The organism is Bradyrhizobium sp. CER78, assembly GCF_029846235.1.
Classification (GTDB): Bacteria; Pseudomonadota; Alphaproteobacteria; order Rhizobiales; family Xanthobacteraceae; genus Bradyrhizobium.
Genome location: NZ_JARVWP010000031.1, coordinates 1 through 16,867, shown reverse-complemented (window position 1 = coordinate 16,867; position 16,867 = coordinate 1). Strand labels below are relative to the sequence as shown.

The 16,867-nt window shown below is 65.2% G+C and carries 15 protein-coding genes; 9 read left to right on the top strand and 6 right to left on the bottom strand.

All coding sequences use genetic code 11. The features are described from left to right. Positions 1-43: 43 nt before the first annotated feature. The gene (locus tag QDT69_RS36025; RefSeq protein ID WP_279711211.1) at positions 44-1,750 is read right to left on the bottom strand and encodes an FAD-dependent monooxygenase; all 1,707 of its coding nucleotides are present in this window, start codon (positions 1,748-1,750) and stop codon (positions 44-46) included. A 130-nt stretch (positions 1,751-1,880) separates the two neighbouring features. Here QDT69_RS36025 and QDT69_RS36020 point away from each other — a divergent pair, with 130 nt between their 5' ends. Next, on the top strand, positions 1,881-2,297 hold the full coding sequence (locus QDT69_RS36020) for a hypothetical protein (RefSeq protein WP_279711210.1): 417 nt from the start codon (positions 1,881-1,883) through the stop codon (positions 2,295-2,297). 33 nt (positions 2,298-2,330) lie between these two features. Here QDT69_RS36020 and QDT69_RS36015 read toward each other — a convergent pair whose 3' ends face one another. Both QDT69_RS36015 and QDT69_RS36010 read right to left on the bottom strand, forming a co-directional pair. Then, entirely contained in the window at positions 2,331-5,462 is a 3,132-nt protein-coding gene (locus QDT69_RS36015) for a multidrug efflux RND transporter permease subunit (RefSeq protein WP_279711209.1), read from the bottom strand. A gap of 320 nt (positions 5,463-5,782) precedes the next feature. Beyond that, a complete protein-coding gene (locus tag QDT69_RS36010) occupies positions 5,783-5,986 on the bottom strand; it encodes a hypothetical protein (protein WP_279711207.1) in 204 nt (67 codons plus the stop codon). Positions 5,987-6,125: 139 nt separating this feature from the next. Here QDT69_RS36010 and QDT69_RS36005 point away from each other — a divergent pair, with 139 nt between their 5' ends. Then, positions 6,126-6,497 carry a hypothetical protein gene (locus tag QDT69_RS36005; RefSeq protein WP_279711206.1) on the top strand — a complete coding sequence of 124 codons (372 nt, stop codon included), beginning with the start codon at positions 6,126-6,128 and terminating at the stop codon, positions 6,495-6,497. A gap of 210 nt (positions 6,498-6,707) precedes the next feature. On the opposite strand, the gene QDT69_RS36000 is transcribed toward QDT69_RS36005, so the two are convergent. Next, entirely contained in the window at positions 6,708-7,352 is a 645-nt protein-coding gene (locus QDT69_RS36000) for a TetR/AcrR family transcriptional regulator (protein WP_279711205.1), read from the bottom strand. A gap of 154 nt (positions 7,353-7,506) precedes the next feature. On the opposite strand from QDT69_RS36000, the gene QDT69_RS35995 reads away from it, so the two are divergent. The 3 genes from QDT69_RS35995 to QDT69_RS35985 are packed head-to-tail and all read left to right on the top strand — an operon-like array spanning position 7,507 to position 11,318. Next, positions 7,507-8,004, top strand: coding sequence for a 2Fe-2S iron-sulfur cluster-binding protein (locus tag QDT69_RS35995; protein ID WP_279711204.1), 498 nt, complete (start codon positions 7,507-7,509; stop codon positions 8,002-8,004). Beyond that, positions 8,001-9,047, top strand: coding sequence for a xanthine dehydrogenase family protein subunit M (locus tag QDT69_RS35990; protein ID WP_279711203.1), 1,047 nt, complete (start codon positions 8,001-8,003; stop codon positions 9,045-9,047). The genes QDT69_RS35995 and QDT69_RS35990 overlap by 4 nt, the downstream gene beginning before the upstream one ends. Positions 9,048-9,050: 3 nt before the next feature. After that, a complete protein-coding gene (locus QDT69_RS35985) occupies positions 9,051-11,318 on the top strand; it encodes a xanthine dehydrogenase family protein molybdopterin-binding subunit (RefSeq protein ID WP_279711202.1) in 2,268 nt (755 codons plus the stop codon). Positions 11,319-11,491: 173 nt separating this feature from the next. Here QDT69_RS35985 and QDT69_RS35980 read toward each other — a convergent pair whose 3' ends face one another. Continuing rightward, the gene (locus QDT69_RS35980; RefSeq protein WP_279711200.1) at positions 11,492-12,139 is read right to left on the bottom strand and encodes a cupin domain-containing protein; all 648 of its coding nucleotides are present in this window, start codon (positions 12,137-12,139) and stop codon (positions 11,492-11,494) included. 181 nt (positions 12,140-12,320) lie between these two features. Here QDT69_RS35980 and QDT69_RS35975 point away from each other — a divergent pair, with 181 nt between their 5' ends. The 4 genes from QDT69_RS35975 (at position 12,321) to QDT69_RS35960 (ending at position 15,939) form a co-directional block, all read left to right on the top strand. Further along, complete coding sequence (locus QDT69_RS35975; protein WP_279711199.1) at positions 12,321-13,088, top strand: ABC transporter substrate-binding protein; 768 nt, start codon at positions 12,321-12,323, stop codon at positions 13,086-13,088. Positions 13,089-13,250: 162 nt separating this feature from the next. After that, positions 13,251-13,904, top strand: coding sequence for an amino acid ABC transporter permease (locus QDT69_RS35970; RefSeq protein ID WP_279711198.1), 654 nt, complete (start codon positions 13,251-13,253; stop codon positions 13,902-13,904). Beyond that, positions 13,901-14,632, top strand: coding sequence for an amino acid ABC transporter ATP-binding protein (locus QDT69_RS35965; RefSeq protein ID WP_279711197.1), 732 nt, complete (start codon positions 13,901-13,903; stop codon positions 14,630-14,632). The genes QDT69_RS35970 and QDT69_RS35965 overlap by 4 nt, the downstream gene beginning before the upstream one ends. Before the next feature lie 14 nt (positions 14,633-14,646). Further along, positions 14,647-15,939, top strand: a complete 1,293-nt coding sequence (locus tag QDT69_RS35960; protein WP_279711196.1) for an FAD-binding oxidoreductase — start codon at positions 14,647-14,649, stop codon at positions 15,937-15,939. 61 nt (positions 15,940-16,000) lie between these two features. On the opposite strand, the gene QDT69_RS35955 is transcribed toward QDT69_RS35960, so the two are convergent. Then, a complete protein-coding gene (locus tag QDT69_RS35955; RefSeq protein WP_279711241.1) occupies positions 16,001-16,315 on the bottom strand; it encodes an NIPSNAP family protein in 315 nt (104 codons plus the stop codon). Between the last annotated feature and the right edge of the window lie 552 nt (positions 16,316-16,867).

Here is a 16,867-nt window from a genome sequence, read left to right as displayed (position 1 = left end):
CGGCAACGCGCAGGCGGATCGCCGGCGGGCTGGTGCGCAAGGCTCAGGCAGCTTGGGTGTTGAGCTGGCGGCCGAGCAGATGAGCGAAAACCTCGGCGAGAACGCGCACGGGATCATCAGGCAAGGACGCTGCACGCCAGGCCACATAGCCGTCCGGACGCACAAGCACCGCGCCGCCCTCCTGAACGCCGTAGGCGTTCATCCAGCCGGCCTCAGCGTCAATGAGTTCTTCGCCGATAGCGTGCAGGTCGATCCGCGGCAGGCCGCGCTGGTTGACGGCCGCGCGCCAGGCCTCGCCACCAGACGCGGTTAGAAGCACGAAACCACGTCCGACCAGATCGATTGTCGAGATGCGCTCGCCGTTGCGCGCGAGCCAGACATGCGGAGCGCGGCAGCCGGGATGGGCCGAGGGCTCGTACTCTGTGACGCTTGTGACGGGGGGCGGCGATCCGTCGGGAACGACGGCCGTTGAGCGGTAGCATGCACCGAAGATCAGGCCGCGCTCGTTGAGAAACTCCTTCCGCGGCAACTTTGCCTCGATCTGGCGCGCCGTACGATCGAAGCTCTGCATGTTGAGCAGCGTCGCCTGCACGACCTCGGAGGCATGCGGCCGCCGTTCCGCATCGTAAGTGTCGAGCAGCGATGGGGCGGCTTCGCCGTGCAGCACGGCGGCCATCTTCCACGCAAGGTTCTGCGCGTCCTGCACGCCGAGATTCATGCCGAAGCCGCCGCTCGGTGTCGTTTCATGTGCGGCATCGCCGACCAGGAAGATGTTGCCGTCGCTGAACCTGTCGGCGACCATCGCCGAGCAGTTCCAGAAACTGATGCCGAGCACCTCCACCGGCAGGTCCGGCGCTCCCACGGCCCGGCGAACCAATGCGACGCATCGCTCGGGCGTAAGATTCTCGCGCGTGAAGCCGTAGGCGCTGAGGCTGTGGACGAGAAAGCCCCAGCGGTCGGTGCCATTCACGGTCAGGAACGTGGCGCGAAAGTCCGGTTGCTCGATGAGATACAGCGCAGCCGGGCGGTCTTCGACCCAGGGGCGCAGATCGGCGCGGAAATGAACGTTGACTGAATCGTAGATGTCTCTTTCGCCGGTCCTGCCGATCTGGAGCGCGTCGCGCACCGAGCTCCGCGTGCCGTCCGCAGCGACGACGTAGCGTGCATGGAATGGAATCGTGGCCTGCTTCACGAGGTCCGTGAGGACGCCGCTGACGCCGCTTGCATCCTGCTTGAGTTCGGTCAGCTCCGTGTTGAACCGCATGCTGTCCGGGGCCAGCGCTTCGGCGTGACGCCGCAGGATCGGTTCGAGAATATCCTGCGAGCAGCCGCAATTGCCGGCCGGGGACATCATGCGGCTCGCTGCCGAGCCTCGTCCGGGTTCAAGGCGATTGATCTCCCGGCCGGCCAGGCTCTCCGCCCACAGGATCATCTTGCCGTATCGCGCCGGCATGCCGGCCGCGCGGATGTCGTCCTCGATGCCCATCTGCCGGTACATCTCCATCGTGCGCGCGTTGATGCCGCGGGCCTTGGGCGCGATGGAGGTCGATGGATGGCGTTCGACCAGCACGGAGCGGATGCCATGCTGAGAGAGTGCGATGGCGGCCGTCAAACCGACAGGTCCGGCGCCGACGATCAGGACAGGCGTTTCCAACATGGCACTTCCTCTCGCGTCGCTGACGCCGCAGCGTTCGACCGTTGCAAGGCGGCAGCTTGTTTTGTCCGGTCGTAAGTCTTCGGCCCACGCCATGTCAAGATCAATCATAAATGGTACCGATGGTTTGACCTTGCGAGCAAGGAGTTATGCGGATATTTGCGTAAATATCAGTCTTACATTGAGACCAATAATTATATTGGTATCAAAAGGAGCCAGCAAACCGATGTCGGAAAATTCTCGTGCGGCATGGCCGAAAGAGCTTCAGGACGCATATGAAGCGGGCAAATGGAATGGTGCGGTCGGCAGCCAGCTGGTGTCCGAGACCGCGAAGCTTAGGGTCTGGCATCTGCACATACCGGCCGGGACCTGGTTCGGCTTTCATCGTCATGTGCTGAGCCATTTCTGGACCGCGATGACGGATGGACGCTCGCGCAACTGGTTCGAGGATGGCTCCTCGGCCGAGCGCGTGCTCTACAAGGGTTTCACCCAGCACCGTGAACTGGCCGCGAACGAATATCTCGTGCACGCCGTCCACAACATCGGCGACACCGATCTCGCCTTCACGACCGTCGAATTCCTCGACGGACCCAACAAGCCGTTGCCGATTCCCGATCACATTCGCCTGAAGTCGCCGGAGTGACGATCACCAGGGACCAGGCCCGCGCACGAATTGTCATTCGGCGGCGTTCCTCACCGGCGGTTCGGCATCCTCGTCCCGCTTGGTTGCCGTCCGGCGCGACAGCGCGTTCGAGAACCTGTCGAGGTAGAGATACACGACCGGCGTCGTGAACAGCGTGAGCGCCTGGCTCACGATCAGGCCGCCGACCATCGCATAGCCGAGCGGCTGACGGATTTCCGATCCGGTTCCAGTGCCGAGCATCAGCGGCACGCCGCCGAGCAGGGCCGCCATCGTCGTCATCATGATCGGCCGGAAGCGCAGTAGTGCCGCTTTCCGGATCGATTCACGCGGCGACAGATGCTCCTCGCGCTCGGCGGCGATCGCGAAGTCGACCATCATGATGCCGTTCTTCTTCACGATCCCGATCAGCAGGATGATGCCGATCAGCGCGATCAGGCTGAAATCGAACCCGAAGGCCATCAGGATCGCCAGCGCGCCAACGCCCGCCGACGGCAGCGTGGACAGGATCGTGAGCGGATGGATGTAGCTTTCATAGAGCATGCCGAGGATCAGGTAGACCACGACCAGCGCGGCCAGGATCAGGAGCGGCACCGATCTCAATGATTGCTGGAAGGCCTGCGCGGTGCCCTGGAAGCTCGAACTGAGCGTGCCTGGCGCGCCCAGGTCGGCGACGGCGTTCTGGATCGCGTCGGTGGCCTGACCCAGCGCCACGCCTTGCGCGAGGTTGAAGCTGATCGTGGTCGCCGGAAACTGCCCCTGGTGGGCGATCGCGAGCGGCCGCACCGGAACCGTCGTCCATTTGGCGAACACGGAGAGCGGCACCTCGTCGCCGGTCGTCGGCGACTTGATGTAGAGCCTGTCGAGCGTGTCGAGCTTGCCCTGCAATTCGGGGAGGATTTCCAGGATGACGTGATAGCTGTTGAGCTGGGTGAAGTACTGCGTCACCTGGCGCTGGCCGAAGGCGTCGTACAGCGTGTCGTCGATCAATTGCGGCTGGATGCCGTAGCGCGACGCGGTGTCGCGGTCGATGGTCATCGTCAGCGTCGTTCCCTCGGTCTGCTGGTCGGTGGCGACGTCGCGCAATTCGGGCAGGGTCTTCAGCCTGGTCAGGATCTTCGGCGCCCATTCGTTCAGCTCGGCGAGGTTGGCGTCCTGCAGGGTGTATTCGAACTGCGTCCGCGTGGCCCGGCCGCCGAGCCGGACGTCCTGCGACGCCTGCATGTAGAGCCGTGCGCCCTCGACCGCCTCGAGTTTCGGCCGCAGCCGCGCGATGATCTGCTCGGCGTTGGCGTCGCGCTCCTCGCGCGGCTTCAGTGTGATGTACATGCGGCCGGAATTCAGCGCGGTGCCGCCGCCGCCGATGAACTCGGCCATGCTGTCGACCGCGGGATCGGCCCGGACAATGCTGCTGAGCTCTTCCTGATGCCGCTCCATGTCGGCAAACGAGATATCTTCCGCCATCTGCGATACGGCGATCAGGAAGCCGTTGTCCTGTTGCGGGAAGAATCCCTTGGGAATGATCACGAACAAATAGACCGACAGTGCAACGGTCGCGAAGAAGATGCAGAGCGTGGTGCGGCTCCAGCGCAGCGCCAGATCGAGGCCGCGCTCATAGCCGTGCAGCATCCAATCGAATGCCGCTTCGCTCCATTGGTAGAGTCGGCCGTGCCTGGTTTCGGCATGTGTGCGCAGGAAGCGTGATGCCATCATCGGCGTCAGCGACAGCGACACCACCAGCGAGACGAAGATCGCCATTGCCAGGGTCACCGCGAACTCGCGGAACAGCCGGCCGATCACGCCGCCCATCAGCAGCAGCGGGATCAGCACCGCAACCAGCGAAATGCTGATCGACAGGATGGTGAACCCGATCTCGCCCGCGCCTCGTAATGCCGCGGCGAGCGGCCGCTCACCCTGCTCGACATAGCGCGTGATGTTTTCCAGCATCACGATGGCGTCGTCGACCACGAAGCCGACCGCAATCGTCAGGGCCATCAGCGACAAATTGTCGAGCGTATAGCCGAACACCCACATCAGCGCGCAGGCGCCGAGCAGCGCCAGCGGCACGGTGACGGCCGGAATCACCGTGGCCCAGAAGCTGCGCAGGAACAGGAAGATCACCATGACGACGAGGACGATGGTGATCAGCAGGGTGATCTGGACGTCCTCGACCGCAGCGCGGATCGTCAAGGTCCGGTCGCTGATGATCTTGATCTTGATGGCGGGCGGAATCGCGGCAATCAGCCTCGGAAGCTGCTCCTTGATCCTGTCGACCGTTCCGATGACATTGGCGCCGGGTTGCTTGAAGATGACCAGGAACACGCCGCGTTGGCCATCGGCCCAAGCGGCCTGTTTCATGTCTTCCGGCGCGGCGACGGCACGGCCGATGTCGCGGATCCGCAACGGGCCGCCGTTGCGGTAGGCGACGATGACGTCGTTCCAGTCCTTGGCATCCGGCAGCTGATCGTTGGCGTAGATCGTATAGGCGCGGCTATTGCCGTCGATGTTGCCCTTCGGACTGTCTGTCGTCGTGATGGCGATCTGGCCGCGGATGTCTTCCAGCGAGAGCCCCTTGGCGACCAGCTTGGCGGGATCGACCTGGACGCGAATGGCGGGCTTCTGCTGCCCGCCGATGAACACCTGGGCGACGCCCGAAATCTGACTGATCTGCTGCCCGAGCTGGGCGTCGACCGCATCGCTCACCTTGATCAGCGGCAGGGTGTCCGAGGTCGCCGACAAGATGAGGACAGGCGAGTCCGCCGGGTTGACCTTGCGATAGGTCGGCGGCGACGGCAGGTTCTTGGGCAACTGGCCGCCTGCGGCATTAATCGCTGCCTGGACATCGTTGGCGGCGCCGTCGATGTTGCGGTTCAGATCGAACTGGATGGTGACCGCGGTCGAGCCGAGTGAGCTCGTCGAGGTCATCTGCGCGATGCCGGGAATCTGCGCGAATTGCCGCTCCAGCGGCTGCGCGACGGAGGAGGCCATGGTTTCGGGGCTGGCGCCGGGCAGGCTTGCGGAGATCTGGATGGTCGGAAAGTCGACCTGCGGCAGCGGCGCGACCGGCAGCAGCGGATAGGCGACCATGCCGACGAACAGAACGCCGGCCATCAGCAGCGAGGTGCCGATGGGGTAGCGGATAAACGGAGATGAGATGCTCTCGTTCATTTCTGCAATCCAAATGAACGGCAGGCGCATCTTTTCCCGAATGTCGGGAGTCGTCCTCGAAAGCTCGAGCGCGAACGCGCGTTTTCCTCGCCATGGCCAATCGGCAGATCGCGAAGTTGGCCTGCGCGTCTGCCTGTTTTTTTGCCAGAATACTCATTCCCGGAGACGACACGCGAATGGAAACGTCGGATCGCCCATTCGACCTTCGTTCAATTGTCGGAATCCGCACGTTTTCATTGCGGTTTGGGCGAAATCAAACGTGTGTCCGGCGCGAGATATGTCTTGTTACGATATATCGGCGGCTGGTTTGCCGGAGGGTGCTAGGCGATGTCGAACTGGTCTTGCATCGCGGTTACGGTGTCGCGGAGTTGTTTTTCCTTTGCCTCGCCCAGTGCGGTCTCGCGCGTGCCGCCGAGGTCCCAGCTCGGGCTATAGCCTTTGAGGCGGATCAGCTTCAATCCGGTCACGCCGGACCGCCTTTCCAATTCGGCCGTCAGTTCGTGCTGCATCTGAAGTGTCTTCATGGGGCATCTCCGGAAACGCTATTCCGCTCAACAGGACAGCCTGCATCATGTTCCCCACGTCGCGATGCGCATCTGGTCGCTTAGGAACGCCCGCCTCGCGGAACACGTTGCTCCGGTTCGAACCAGGAAAGGACCTCACATGAAGAAACTGGCAACGGTCGGTCTGGCAGCGGCAGTGATGCTGTCCACTCCGCTCGCATTCGCGCAGGGCAGCGGCGGGGCAGGCGGTGCAGGTGGCGGATCGGCAGGCGGCGCGAGCGCAGGAACAGGGACGGGAAGTTCGGGCACAGGAACCGGCACCGGCACCGGTTCGTCCGGCGCTGGCGGCACAACCGGGATGGGAAAGGGCCCGGGATTGAGCAATCCGCCCGGCAGCACCACCGGCAACACGAACAATCCGGGCGCCGCGACACCGAACTACGGGACCGATCCGAGCAACAATTCCGCGACGGGGACCGGGACTTCGAACCTGCCCGGCGACAATAGCGGAACGCGGCCCAATCCGCGATGACCCCGAAAACCCCGCCTCGCGCGGGGTTTTTCGCCGAACATGCGACGGATCAACGAAAAGCCCGGCGCGGTGGCCGGGCTGGATCGCAAATATGTACTAGAGCAAATATGAGCTTGGACGCGTCAATACGGCGATCTAGCCGGACGCCGGCCGGACCGTCTGTGCACTTTTTCACATTTGCCGATATCTTTTTTCTGCGGGCTCCCGCAGCTATGCCTTGCGCGGCGGTTTTCGGCCGGCGTTCTTCGCAGGCTTCGCCGATGCCGCCTTGGCCGCCGGCTGCACGCGCAAGCCGTCGACGAACACATCCAACAGCCTGAGCGCGGTGGTCTGCCAGCCGGGCTGGTCGTGCATGTAGCACATGCCGATCAGCGCGCGCAGCACGTCCTCGGCGCTGATGTCGCTGCGGATGACGCCTGCCGCGACGGCGCGCGCGAGCAGGGTGCCGATCGCCTTGGTCAGGCGGTCGAACGAATAGGCGTGCAGCTCGGTCGAGCCATGCGCGACCAGCGCCAGAGCTGCGACCATGCCCTTCTTGGTGGCGACGAATTCCACATTGGCGCGCAGCCAGCGCCGCAGCGCCTCGACCGGCTCGGGGGCGCATTGCAATTGCTCGGCAAGATCGCCGAGTTGTTCGACCTCGCGGCGGTAGACCGCCTCATACAGCGCCTCGCGGGTCGGGAAGTGGCGGTAGAGCGTGCCGATGCCGACGCCGGCATGGCGCGCCACCGCTTCCAGGCTCGCCTCGCTGCCGCCGGCCGAGAACACAGCCTTGGCCGCTTCCAGCACGCGCTCGCGGTTGCGCACCGCATCGGCGCGCGGCTTGCGGACAATTTCTGGTGATGGATCGGCCATTGCTTTTTCTTTTCACCCTCCCTTGTAAACGGAGGATGCCTCCGTATATGGCGACCAGCACCGGGCCTGACAAGGCGCGCCGACCCCCTGGATCGGCGGCCACGGGTCTGCGTTGCCTCGATTCAACCCGACCATACACGGATCGGAGCCCTGCATGAATCTTCCACTCAGCCTCACCATTAACGGCGTCCGACGGGAAATTGTCCTCGACGACCCCCGGGTCACGCTGCTCGACCTGCTGCGCGAGCGGCTCGACCTCACCGGAACCAAGAAGGGATGCGACCGCGGCCAGTGCGGCGCGTGCACCATCCTGGTCGACGGCCGCCGCATCAACTCCTGCCTTGCGCTCGCCGTCAGCCATGACGGCGCCGAGATCACGACGATCGAAGGTGTCGGGCGCGGCGGCGAGCTGCATCCGGTGCAGGCCGCCTTCATCGCCCATGACGGCTTCCAGTGCGGTTTCTGCACGCCGGGCCAGATCATGAGCGGCATCGGCATGATCCAGGAGGGGCAGGCCGGCGACGATCCGGAGCGCGTGCGCGAATGCATGAGCGGCAATCTGTGCCGCTGCGGCGCCTATCAGGGGATCACCGAGGCCGTGCTCGAGGCGCAATCCAACATGACCGCCACCAAGCAGAGGCGCTCCGCATGATGAACTTCGATTATGTCAGGCCGGCCAGCGTCGCGGACGCGATCGCGGCGGGCTCCGAAAAGGGCGCGAGCTATCTCGCGTCAGGCACCAATTTGCTTGATTTGATGAAGGGCGGCGTCAGCCGGCCGAGCCGTCTCGTCGATGTCACGCGCCTGCCCGGGCTCGACCGCATCGAGCATCTCGCCGACGGTAGCTTGCGCATCGGCGCGCTGGTGCGCAACGCCGATCTGGCGCATGACGCCGACTTCGCGCGCAACTATCCCGCGGTTGCCGAGGCGTTGCTGTCGGGCGCCTCCGCGCAGCTGCGCAATGCCGCGACGGTCGGCGGCAATCTGATGCAGCGGACGCGCTGTGCCTATTTCTACGACGCCGGCAGCGCCTGCAACCGGCGTTGGCCGGGCGCCGGATGCGACGCGCTGAAGGGCGAGAACCGGCTGCACGCGGTGCTTGGCTGGAGCGAGGGCTGCATCGCAACCCATCCGTCTGACTTCTGCGTGCCGCTGGTAGCGTTCGACGCGGTTGTCGAGATCGAGGGCAAAAGCGGCCGGCGCGAGCTGCCGCTGGAGGCGCTGCATTGTCTGCCCGGCGATGCGCCGGAGCGCGAGACCGCGCTGGAGCGCGGCGATCTGATCGTCGCGCTGCGCCTGCCGGCTGCGGCGAAGAACTTCGCCGGCCATGCCCGCTACGTCAAGGTCCGCGAACGCACGTCCTATGCCTTCGCGGTGGTCTCGGCCGCCGCTAGCCTGCGCATCGAGGACGGCAGGATCCGCGAGGCGCGGCTCGCGCTTGGCGGCGTCGCGGCAAAGCCGTGGCGCGCGCGCGAGGCCGAGCAGGTGCTGACGGGCGCCGCGCCGGATGTGGCGGTCTATCGCGAGGCCGCACGCGCCGCGCTCGCCGAGGCAAAACCGTCCGGCGACAACGCCTTCAAGATCGAGCTTGCGCAGCGCATCATGGTGCGCGCGCTCACCCTTGCTGCCAGAGGCACGCCGGATCGCATTCCCGCGTTGCCCGGCTCTCCCTTCTCATCCGTTGCAGGAGCGTAACGCATGACGGTTGAACTCAGTCTGACCCGCGACCCCGCCCATATCCGGCATGGCTCGAATATCGGCCAGCCGATGACCCGCACCGACGGCGTGCTGAAGGTCACCGGCAAGGCCCGCTATGCCGCCGACAATCATCCGGCCGGCATGGTCTATGCCGTGATCGCGACCAGCTGCATCGCGCGCGGCCGCGTCACTTCGCTCGATGTCGCCGCCGCCAAGCGCCATCCCGGCGTGATCGACGTGATGACGCCGGCGCACAAGCCGCAGCTGGCGGAAGACCCCGATGCAAAGGGCAATCCGTTCGCGTTCCGGATGGAGCTCTTGCAGAGCGACGAGGTGCGCTATGCCAACCAGGCGATCGCGGTCGTGATAGCCGAGACGCTGGAGGCCGCGACCGAAGGCGCGGCGCTGCTGTCGCCGCGCTACCAGGTCGAGATCGCGCGCGTCGGCCTCGACGCCGGCGAAGCTTACGCGCCGCCGGTGGTCGGGATCGGCAATCCCGCCGAAGTCCGCCATGGCGACATCGACGCCGGCATGGCTGCCGCTTCGAAGCTGACCGATGCGACCTACGAGACCCCGGCGCAATATCACAACGCGATGGAGCCGCACGCGATCGTCGCGGTGTGGGATGGCGATCGTCTGTTCATCGATACGCCGAGCCAGGGCATGGGGTTCGCCCAGATGCGCGTCGCCGGCCTGTTCGGCATTCCGCCGGCGAATATCCACATCAACAGCCCATTCCTCGGCGGCGGCTTCGGCTCCAAGGGGCTGATCTCCGGGCCGCAGGTGCTCGGCATCATGGCCGCCAAGCTGATCGGTCGCCCGGTCAAGCTCGTGCTGCGCAGGAGCCAGATGTATGGCCCGGTCGGCCATCGTCCGCCGACGCGCCAGCGCATCCGGATCGGCACCGACGATGCCGGCGTGCTCGCCGTGATCAATCATGAGGCGCGCGTCACGACGTCGAGCTTCGACGATTTCTACGAGCCCGCGGCCGACGCCTCGCACACGCTCTATGCCAGCCCGGCGATCCGCACCGCGCATGAAGCGGTGCGCGTCGACACCGGCACGCCGCTGTTCATGCGCGCGCCGGGCGAGGCCACCGGATCGATCGTGCTGGAAAGCGCGATCGACGAGGCGGCGTTCGCCTGCGGCATCGATCCGCTGGAGTTCCGGCTGAAGAACTATGCCGAGGTCGAGCCGACCACCGGCAAGCCGTTCTCCTCCAAGGCGCTGCGGCAGTGCTACGCCAAGGCCGCCGAATGCTTCGGCTGGGCGGGACGTCCGCTGCAACCGAGGCAGATGCGTGACGAGAACGGTTTTCTGGTCGGCTGGGGCATGGGCACCGCGACCTTCCCGGCCATCATGTTCCAGGGCAACGCGCGTGCGGTGATCCGCGCCGACGGCAAGGGCGTGATGGAGACCGGCGCGCACGACATGGGGCAGGGCGCCTGGACTGCGCTGGCGCAGATCTCGGCCGACTCGCTCGGTCTCGATTTCGATCAGCTGACGTTCCGCTCCGGCAGTTCCGATCTGCCCGATGCCGGCATCGCCGGCGGGTCGGGGCACACCGCAACCGTCGGCGCCGCGATCCACAATGCCGGTGCTGCCGTGATCGCAAAACTCGCCGAGCTTGCGACCTCGGACGAGCGCTCGCCGCTGTTCGGTGCAGGCAATGCCGGCGTGGTGGCGCGGGCCGGGCGGCTGCATCGCCGCGACGACGATACGCGCAGCGAAAGCTATGCCGAGATCCTGGCGCGCGCCGGCCTTGCCGAGGTCGACGCCACCGGCAGCGGCGCAGCGGATGCGGCGGCGCAATCGCAATATGCGATGCACGCGCATGGCGCTGTCTTTGCCGAGGTAAAGGTCGATCCGGAGCTCGGCCAGATTCGCGCCACGCGGATGGTCGGCGCGTTCGCCGCGGGCCGCATCATCAATCCGTTGCTGGTAGAGAGCCAGCTGCGCGGCGGCATGATCTGGGGCCTCTCCTTCGCGCTGCATGAGGAGGCGGTGATGGACAAGCGGTCGGGGCGCATCCTCAATGCCAACCTCGCCGAGTATCATGTGCCTGTGAATGCCGACGTGCCGCCGATGGAGGTGATCACGGTCGACGAGCACGATCCGCACGTCAATCCGCTCGGCATCAAGGGCGTCGGCGAGATCGGCATCACCGGCAGCGCCGGCGCCGTCGCCAACGCCGTCTTCCACGCCACTGGAATCCGGGTGCGGAATTTCCCGATCAAGATCGAGGAGATCGTGATGGGGTTGGGCTGACGCGTCTTGACGCGAGGACTCCGTAACAACAGGTGTCGTCCCGGCGAAAGCCGGGACCCATAACCACGAATGTGAGTTATGGAGCGACGCTGGGGCTCCAGCTTTCTTCGACAACACAATCCTGTGGTAATGGGTCCCGGCTTTCGCCGGGACGACGGCCAGAGAGCGACGGCTTATCCCGCCGCCGTCACACAATTCACCCACAGCACCACGGCCTTGGCATCGGGGGCCGGATTGGAGAAGCGATGCGGGCGGCGGCTGGCGAAGCGGAAGCTGTCGCCCTGCTTCAGCGTCCAGGTCTCGGTGTCCACCGTCAGTGTCATCTCGCCCTGGAGCACGAGGCCGGCCTCTTCGCCGTCATGGGTATAGAACTCGTCGCCGGTGTTGCCGCCGGGTTCGAGATGCACCAGGAACAGATTGAGCCGGCTCTCGCTGCCGGCGGGGCTCAGCAGCTGCTTTGAGATGCCGGTGCGCCACAGCTTCAGCTCGGCGCGCTGCACCTCGCGGGTCACCACGCCGCCGGCGCTCTCGTCCTTGGGCGCCGCGCCGAACAGCGCGGCGATGCCAACGCCGAGCACGTCGGCCAAGGTTGCCAGCACGCGCAGCGAGGGCGACGACAGGCCGCGCTCGATCTGGCTGATGAAGCCGATCGACAAATCGGTGCGCGCGGCAACGAGCTCCAGCGACATCTGCTTAGCTCGGCGCAGATCGCGGATGCGGCGTCCGACCGCGAGATCCATCGCGGGCTCGGGCGGCTTGCTCACGGGTTTCCTGACGGCGCGGCGTGCCGTCGCGGGCTTCGCTGCCGCACCTTTGCGCATTCTCTTGCCGCCGCTCACGTCAGTGCGCTTCCTTCATGTGCATGAAAACCGCTTGCATTGACCGCGGTTTCGTGACCACAATTTCATATTGGTGAAAATAGGCCGGAACGGCGTCGCCCGCAACCAAAAGCGCTGACACAGCGGGCGAGGCGGCACCGGCGCCAGTTTGGGAGGTGGTGCGATGTCCTTTCAGCGTCTCGTTCAGGCCGCGGTGGCGGCGCTTGCCCTTGCCGTGAGCGCACCGGCGCCGGCGCAGCAGGTGCTCAAGGTCGGCTCGACGCCGACCGGCATCCCCTTCACCTTCCTCGACACCAAGACCAATTCGATCCAGGGCATCATGGTCGATCTCGCCACCGAGATCGGCAAGGATGCCGGCTTTACCGTGCAGATCGAGCCGATGCAGTTCTCGGCGCTGATCCCCTCGCTGACCGCGAACAAGATCGACATCATCGCCGCCGCGATGTTCGCCACCGCCGCGCGCAAGGAGGTGATCGACTTCTCCGAGCCGGTCTACACCTACGGTGAAGGTTTGGTCGTGCCGAAGTCCGACAACAAGGCCTATGCGACGCAGGAGGACCTGAAGGGCACGGTGGTCGGCGCCCAGGTCGGGACCGCCTTCGTCGATGCGCTGAAGAAGACCGGGCTGTTCAGCGAGGTGAAGGTCTACGACACCATTCCCGATATCCTGCGTGACGTGAATGCGGGCCGCCTCAAGGCCGGCTTCGCCGACTATCCGATCCTCGCCTACAATCTGCAGCAGGGCAATTTCGCCGACGTCCGGCTGGTCGACGGCTACAAGCCCGTGACCGTCGGCACGGTCGCGATCGGCGTCCGCAAGAGCGACACGGATCTGCTCGGCAAGATCAACGCTTCGCTGGCGAAGCTGAAGGCCAACGGCACGATTGCGAAGATTCTCGAGAAATGGGGCCAGAAGGCCAGCGGGTCGTGAGGGCGCCTGCCTCCGATTGGATTTGATGTGACCCGTCATCCTGAGGAGCGGCGTCTTCGCCGCGTCTCGAAGGATGCACGGCCCGGCTGGTGGCCGTCGACCCTTCGAGACGCGCTACGCGCTCCTCAGGGTGACGGTATCAGCATTTGAGCGCGTAAACCGATGCAAAAATTCTTCCACGACGCCGTCGAGTTCGTGCCGATCCTGCTGCAGGGTGTCTGGCTGACCATCGTCGTTACGGTCGGCTCGCTGTTGCTGTCGACCGTGCTCGGGCTGGTGTGGGCGCTGATGCGGGTATCCGGCATTCGTATTCTCGTTTGGCTCAGCGCCGCGCTCATCAATATCATCCGCGGCATCCCGATCATCGTGCTGCTGTTCTACATCTATTTCGTGATGCCCGATTTCGGCATCGCGCTCTCGGCGCTGCAGGCCGCGATCATCGGGCTCGGCATCGCCTACTCGGCCTATCAGGCGGAAAATTTCCGCGCCGGCATCGAGGCGATCGACAAGGGCCAGATCGAGGCGGCGCAGACCATCGGGATGGGCTGGTGGCTCACCATGCGCCGCGTGGTGCTGCCGCAGGCGGTCAGGATCATCCTGCCGCCCTACGGCAACATCATGATCATGATGCTGAAGGATTCTTCGCAGGCCTCCACCATCACGGTCGCCGAGCTCGCGCTGCAGGGCAAGCTGATCGCGTCCTCGACCTTCAAGAACACCAGCGTGTTCACCTTGGTGGCGCTGATGTACCTCACCATGAGCATTCCGCTCATCCTGCTGGTTCGGCACTTCGAGAACAAGGCGAACCGCAAATGATCGAGCTCAACGACGTCCACAAGAGCTTTGGCAAGGTCGAGGTGCTGAAGGGCATCACCGCCTCGGTCGCCAAGAGCGAGGTAGTTTGCATCATCGGTCCCTCGGGCTCCGGCAAGTCGACCATCCTGCGCTGCATCAATGGGCTCGAGAGCTACGACCGCGGCGAGATCAGCGTCGAGGGCGCGCGCGTCGACAGCAATGACCGCTCGATCGTTGGGATCCGCACCCAGGTGTCGATGGTGTTCCAGCGCTTCAATTTGTTTCCGCATCGCACCGCGCTCGAGAACGTCATCGAGGGCCCGCTCTATGTGAAGAAGGAGCCGCGCGAGCAGGCGATTGCCCGCGGCCGCGCGCTGCTCGCCCAGGTCGGGCTCGCCGACAAGGCCGAGGTGCATCCGCCAAAGCTCTCCGGCGGCCAGCAGCAGCGCGTCGCAATCGCCCGGGCACTGGCGATGCAGCCGAAGGCGATCCTGTTCGACGAGCCGACCTCGGCGCTCGATCCCGAGCTGGTCGGCGAAGTGCTTTCGGTGATGCGCAAGCTCGCCGATGACGGCATGACCATGGTGGTCGTCACGCACGAGATGGGCTTTGCCCGCGACGTAGCCGACCGCGTGCTGTTCATCGACGGCGGCGTCATCGTCGAGCAGGGCGCCGCCAAATCCGTCCTCAACCAACCACAGCACTCGCGCACCCAGGATTTCCTGCGCCGCGTGCTGCATCCGCTGTGATCCGGTCTCATCCAATGAATGCTCCCGCCCGCCTGCCGCTGCCCCCGAGTCTCTACGCCGACACCGCGGTCGAGGCGACCCCGACGCCGCCGCTGACTTCAGACAAGAGCGTTCCGGTCGCGATCATCGGCGGCGGCTTCACCGGCCTGTCGACCGCGCTGCATCTTGCCGAGCAAGGCGTGCTCGCGACCGTGCTGGAGGCGCAGGAGCCGGGCTGGGGCGCGTCCGGCAACAATGGCGGCCAGACCAATCCCGGGCTGAAGCACGATCCGGACCAGATCGAGCAGCATTTCGGCGCCGATCTCGGCCGCCGCATGATCGCGTTCTCCTACGGCGCCACCAACTTCACCCATGATCTGATCCGCCGCTACCAGATCCCCTGCGAGGCGCGGCAGAACGGCACGCTGCGCGCCGCCTACAATGAGGCGAGTGCCGCTGCGATCGCGACCACGGCGAAGCAGTGCATCCAGCGCGGCATGCCCGTAAAACTGCTCGACGCCGCCGAGCTGCGCGCGATGACCGGCAGCGACCGTTATCTCTGCGCCATGCTCGATGCGCGCGGCGGCGACCTGCACCCGCTGAGTTACGCGCGCGGCCTGGCGCGCGCCGCCATCGGGGCCGGCGTCGCTGTCCATGGCGAGACGCCGGCACTGTCTCTCCGCCGCGACGGCAATCGCTGGCGGATCGAGACGCCGCGTGCGGTCGTGCACGCCGACAAGGTGCTGCTCGCGACCAATGGCTTTACCGACGATCTCTGGCCTGCGCTCCGCCGCACCATCGTGCCGGTGTTCTCGTCGATCGCAGCCACCGCGCCGCTGTCCGACGCGGTCGCGCGTTCGATCATGCCAGGCCGCCAGGTGCTCTACGAGAGCGGCCATATCACCGTCTACTACCGCATCGACCAGCACAATCGGCTCTTGATGGGTGGCCGCGGCCCGATGCGCTGGATCAGCAAGCCGGCCGACGTCGCCTATCTGATCCGCTACGCCGAGCGGCTGTGGCCCCAGCTCAAGGGCACGAGCTGGACCCATGGCTGGAACAGCCGTCTCGCCATCACCGCCGATCACTATCCCCACGTCCATGAGCCCGCGGAGAACTTGTTGATCTCGCTCGGCTGCAACGGCCGCGGCGTCGCGCTCTCGACCGCGATGGGCGCACAACTCGCCCGCCGCCTGATTGGCGGCGCGACGGCCGAGATCGACATGCCCGTGACCGGCATCAAGCCGATCCCGATGCACGCCTTCTGGCGGGTTGGTGTCACCACGGCGGTGCTCACCGGGCGGGTGCGGGACAAGCTCGGGGTGTAGGCGATCGAAACCGGGGAGCGGTCGATCGGCGCGAATGACCTCGCAGCTGGCTTCTCAGACCTTACGCCGCCTTCGGAAACAACGGCCGGAAAAACGACCGATCATAGCGTGTGAAGCAGCCGGTCTCCTTGGCGAAAGCGATCGCTTTCTGCACGTCCGGATCGGCGGCGGAATCCTTCCGGTATTGCTCGTAGGCAGCGAGGCTCGGAAAGCTGAACATCGCCAACGCGACGTCGCTCGCGCCTTCGGATGGCAGGAAGTAGCCGTGATGGATGCCGCCAAACCGCGGCACCAGTTCAAGCCACATGGCAGCATAGGCTTCGAAGTCGGCGAGCTTGCCCAGCCTGATCTCATAACGCAGGTAGCAGGTAATCATTCTGCGGTGCTCCAACCCATCGTTGACCGATGGCTTCTCACTATAGCGCAGCGATGGATTCGGTCCATGCCGCAGCGTCCGCTCGAGGCGTTGCCGATTGAACACGACCTCAACTGTCATCGCCCGGCTCGACCGGGCGATCCAGTACGCCGCGGCTTCTCGGCTCAAGCACAACCGTCTCTGGAATACTGGATCACCCGCTTTCGGCTTTCGCGGGTGATGACACCCGTGTTCGGCGTCTTGAATCGCGAACCGTCCTCACCGTCGTCCCTGCGAAAGCAGGGACCCATAACGACGATGGTTATTGGTGAGCGATGTTGGAACGACGATCTCCTCCAACAACACCGGCCGCGGCGTATGGGTCCCTGCTTGCGCAGGGACGACAACTGGCGAGAGCCGTCCCTCAGCTGTCATCGCCCGGCTTGACCGGGCGATCCAGTACGCCGCGGCCTTTCGGCTCCAGCACCGGCGTCTCTGGAATACTGGATCACCCGCGAAGCGAGGGCTTTGCAGAAGTCACCCGGGATGATTCTCTTTGGTGAAGGATTCGCC

What these genes read in the sequence shown, in the direction of transcription:
- QDT69_RS36000 (WP_279711205.1), bottom strand. Translation starts at nt 7,352, where the DNA reads ATGGCCGATCCATCACCAGAAATTGTCCGCAAGCCGCGCGCCGATGCG.
- QDT69_RS35995 (WP_279711204.1), top strand. Translation starts at nt 7,507, where the DNA reads ATGAATCTTCCACTCAGCCTCACCATTAACGGCGTCCGACGGGAAATT.
- QDT69_RS36025 (WP_279711211.1), bottom strand. Translation starts at nt 1,750, where the DNA reads ATGGCGTGGGCCGAAGACTTACGACCGGACAAAACAAGCTGCCGCCTT.
- QDT69_RS35965 (WP_279711197.1), top strand. Translation starts at nt 13,901, where the DNA reads ATGATCGAGCTCAACGACGTCCACAAGAGCTTTGGCAAGGTCGAGGTG.
- QDT69_RS35990 (WP_279711203.1), top strand. Translation starts at nt 8,001, where the DNA reads ATGATGAACTTCGATTATGTCAGGCCGGCCAGCGTCGCGGACGCGATC.
- QDT69_RS36020 (WP_279711210.1), top strand. Translation starts at nt 1,881, where the DNA reads ATGTCGGAAAATTCTCGTGCGGCATGGCCGAAAGAGCTTCAGGACGCA.
- QDT69_RS35960 (WP_279711196.1), top strand. Translation starts at nt 14,647, where the DNA reads ATGAATGCTCCCGCCCGCCTGCCGCTGCCCCCGAGTCTCTACGCCGAC.
- QDT69_RS36010 (WP_279711207.1), bottom strand. Translation starts at nt 5,986, where the DNA reads ATGAAGACACTTCAGATGCAGCACGAACTGACGGCCGAATTGGAAAGG.
- QDT69_RS35985 (WP_279711202.1), top strand. Translation starts at nt 9,051, where the DNA reads ATGACGGTTGAACTCAGTCTGACCCGCGACCCCGCCCATATCCGGCAT.
- QDT69_RS35955 (WP_279711241.1), bottom strand. Translation starts at nt 16,315, where the DNA reads ATGATTACCTGCTACCTGCGTTATGAGATCAGGCTGGGCAAGCTCGCC.
- QDT69_RS36015 (WP_279711209.1), bottom strand. Translation starts at nt 5,462, where the DNA reads ATGAACGAGAGCATCTCATCTCCGTTTATCCGCTACCCCATCGGCACC.
- QDT69_RS35970 (WP_279711198.1), top strand. Translation starts at nt 13,251, where the DNA reads ATGCAAAAATTCTTCCACGACGCCGTCGAGTTCGTGCCGATCCTGCTG.
- QDT69_RS35980 (WP_279711200.1), bottom strand. Translation starts at nt 12,139, where the DNA reads ATGCGCAAAGGTGCGGCAGCGAAGCCCGCGACGGCACGCCGCGCCGTC.
- QDT69_RS36005 (WP_279711206.1), top strand. Translation starts at nt 6,126, where the DNA reads ATGAAGAAACTGGCAACGGTCGGTCTGGCAGCGGCAGTGATGCTGTCC.
- QDT69_RS35975 (WP_279711199.1), top strand. Translation starts at nt 12,321, where the DNA reads ATGTCCTTTCAGCGTCTCGTTCAGGCCGCGGTGGCGGCGCTTGCCCTT.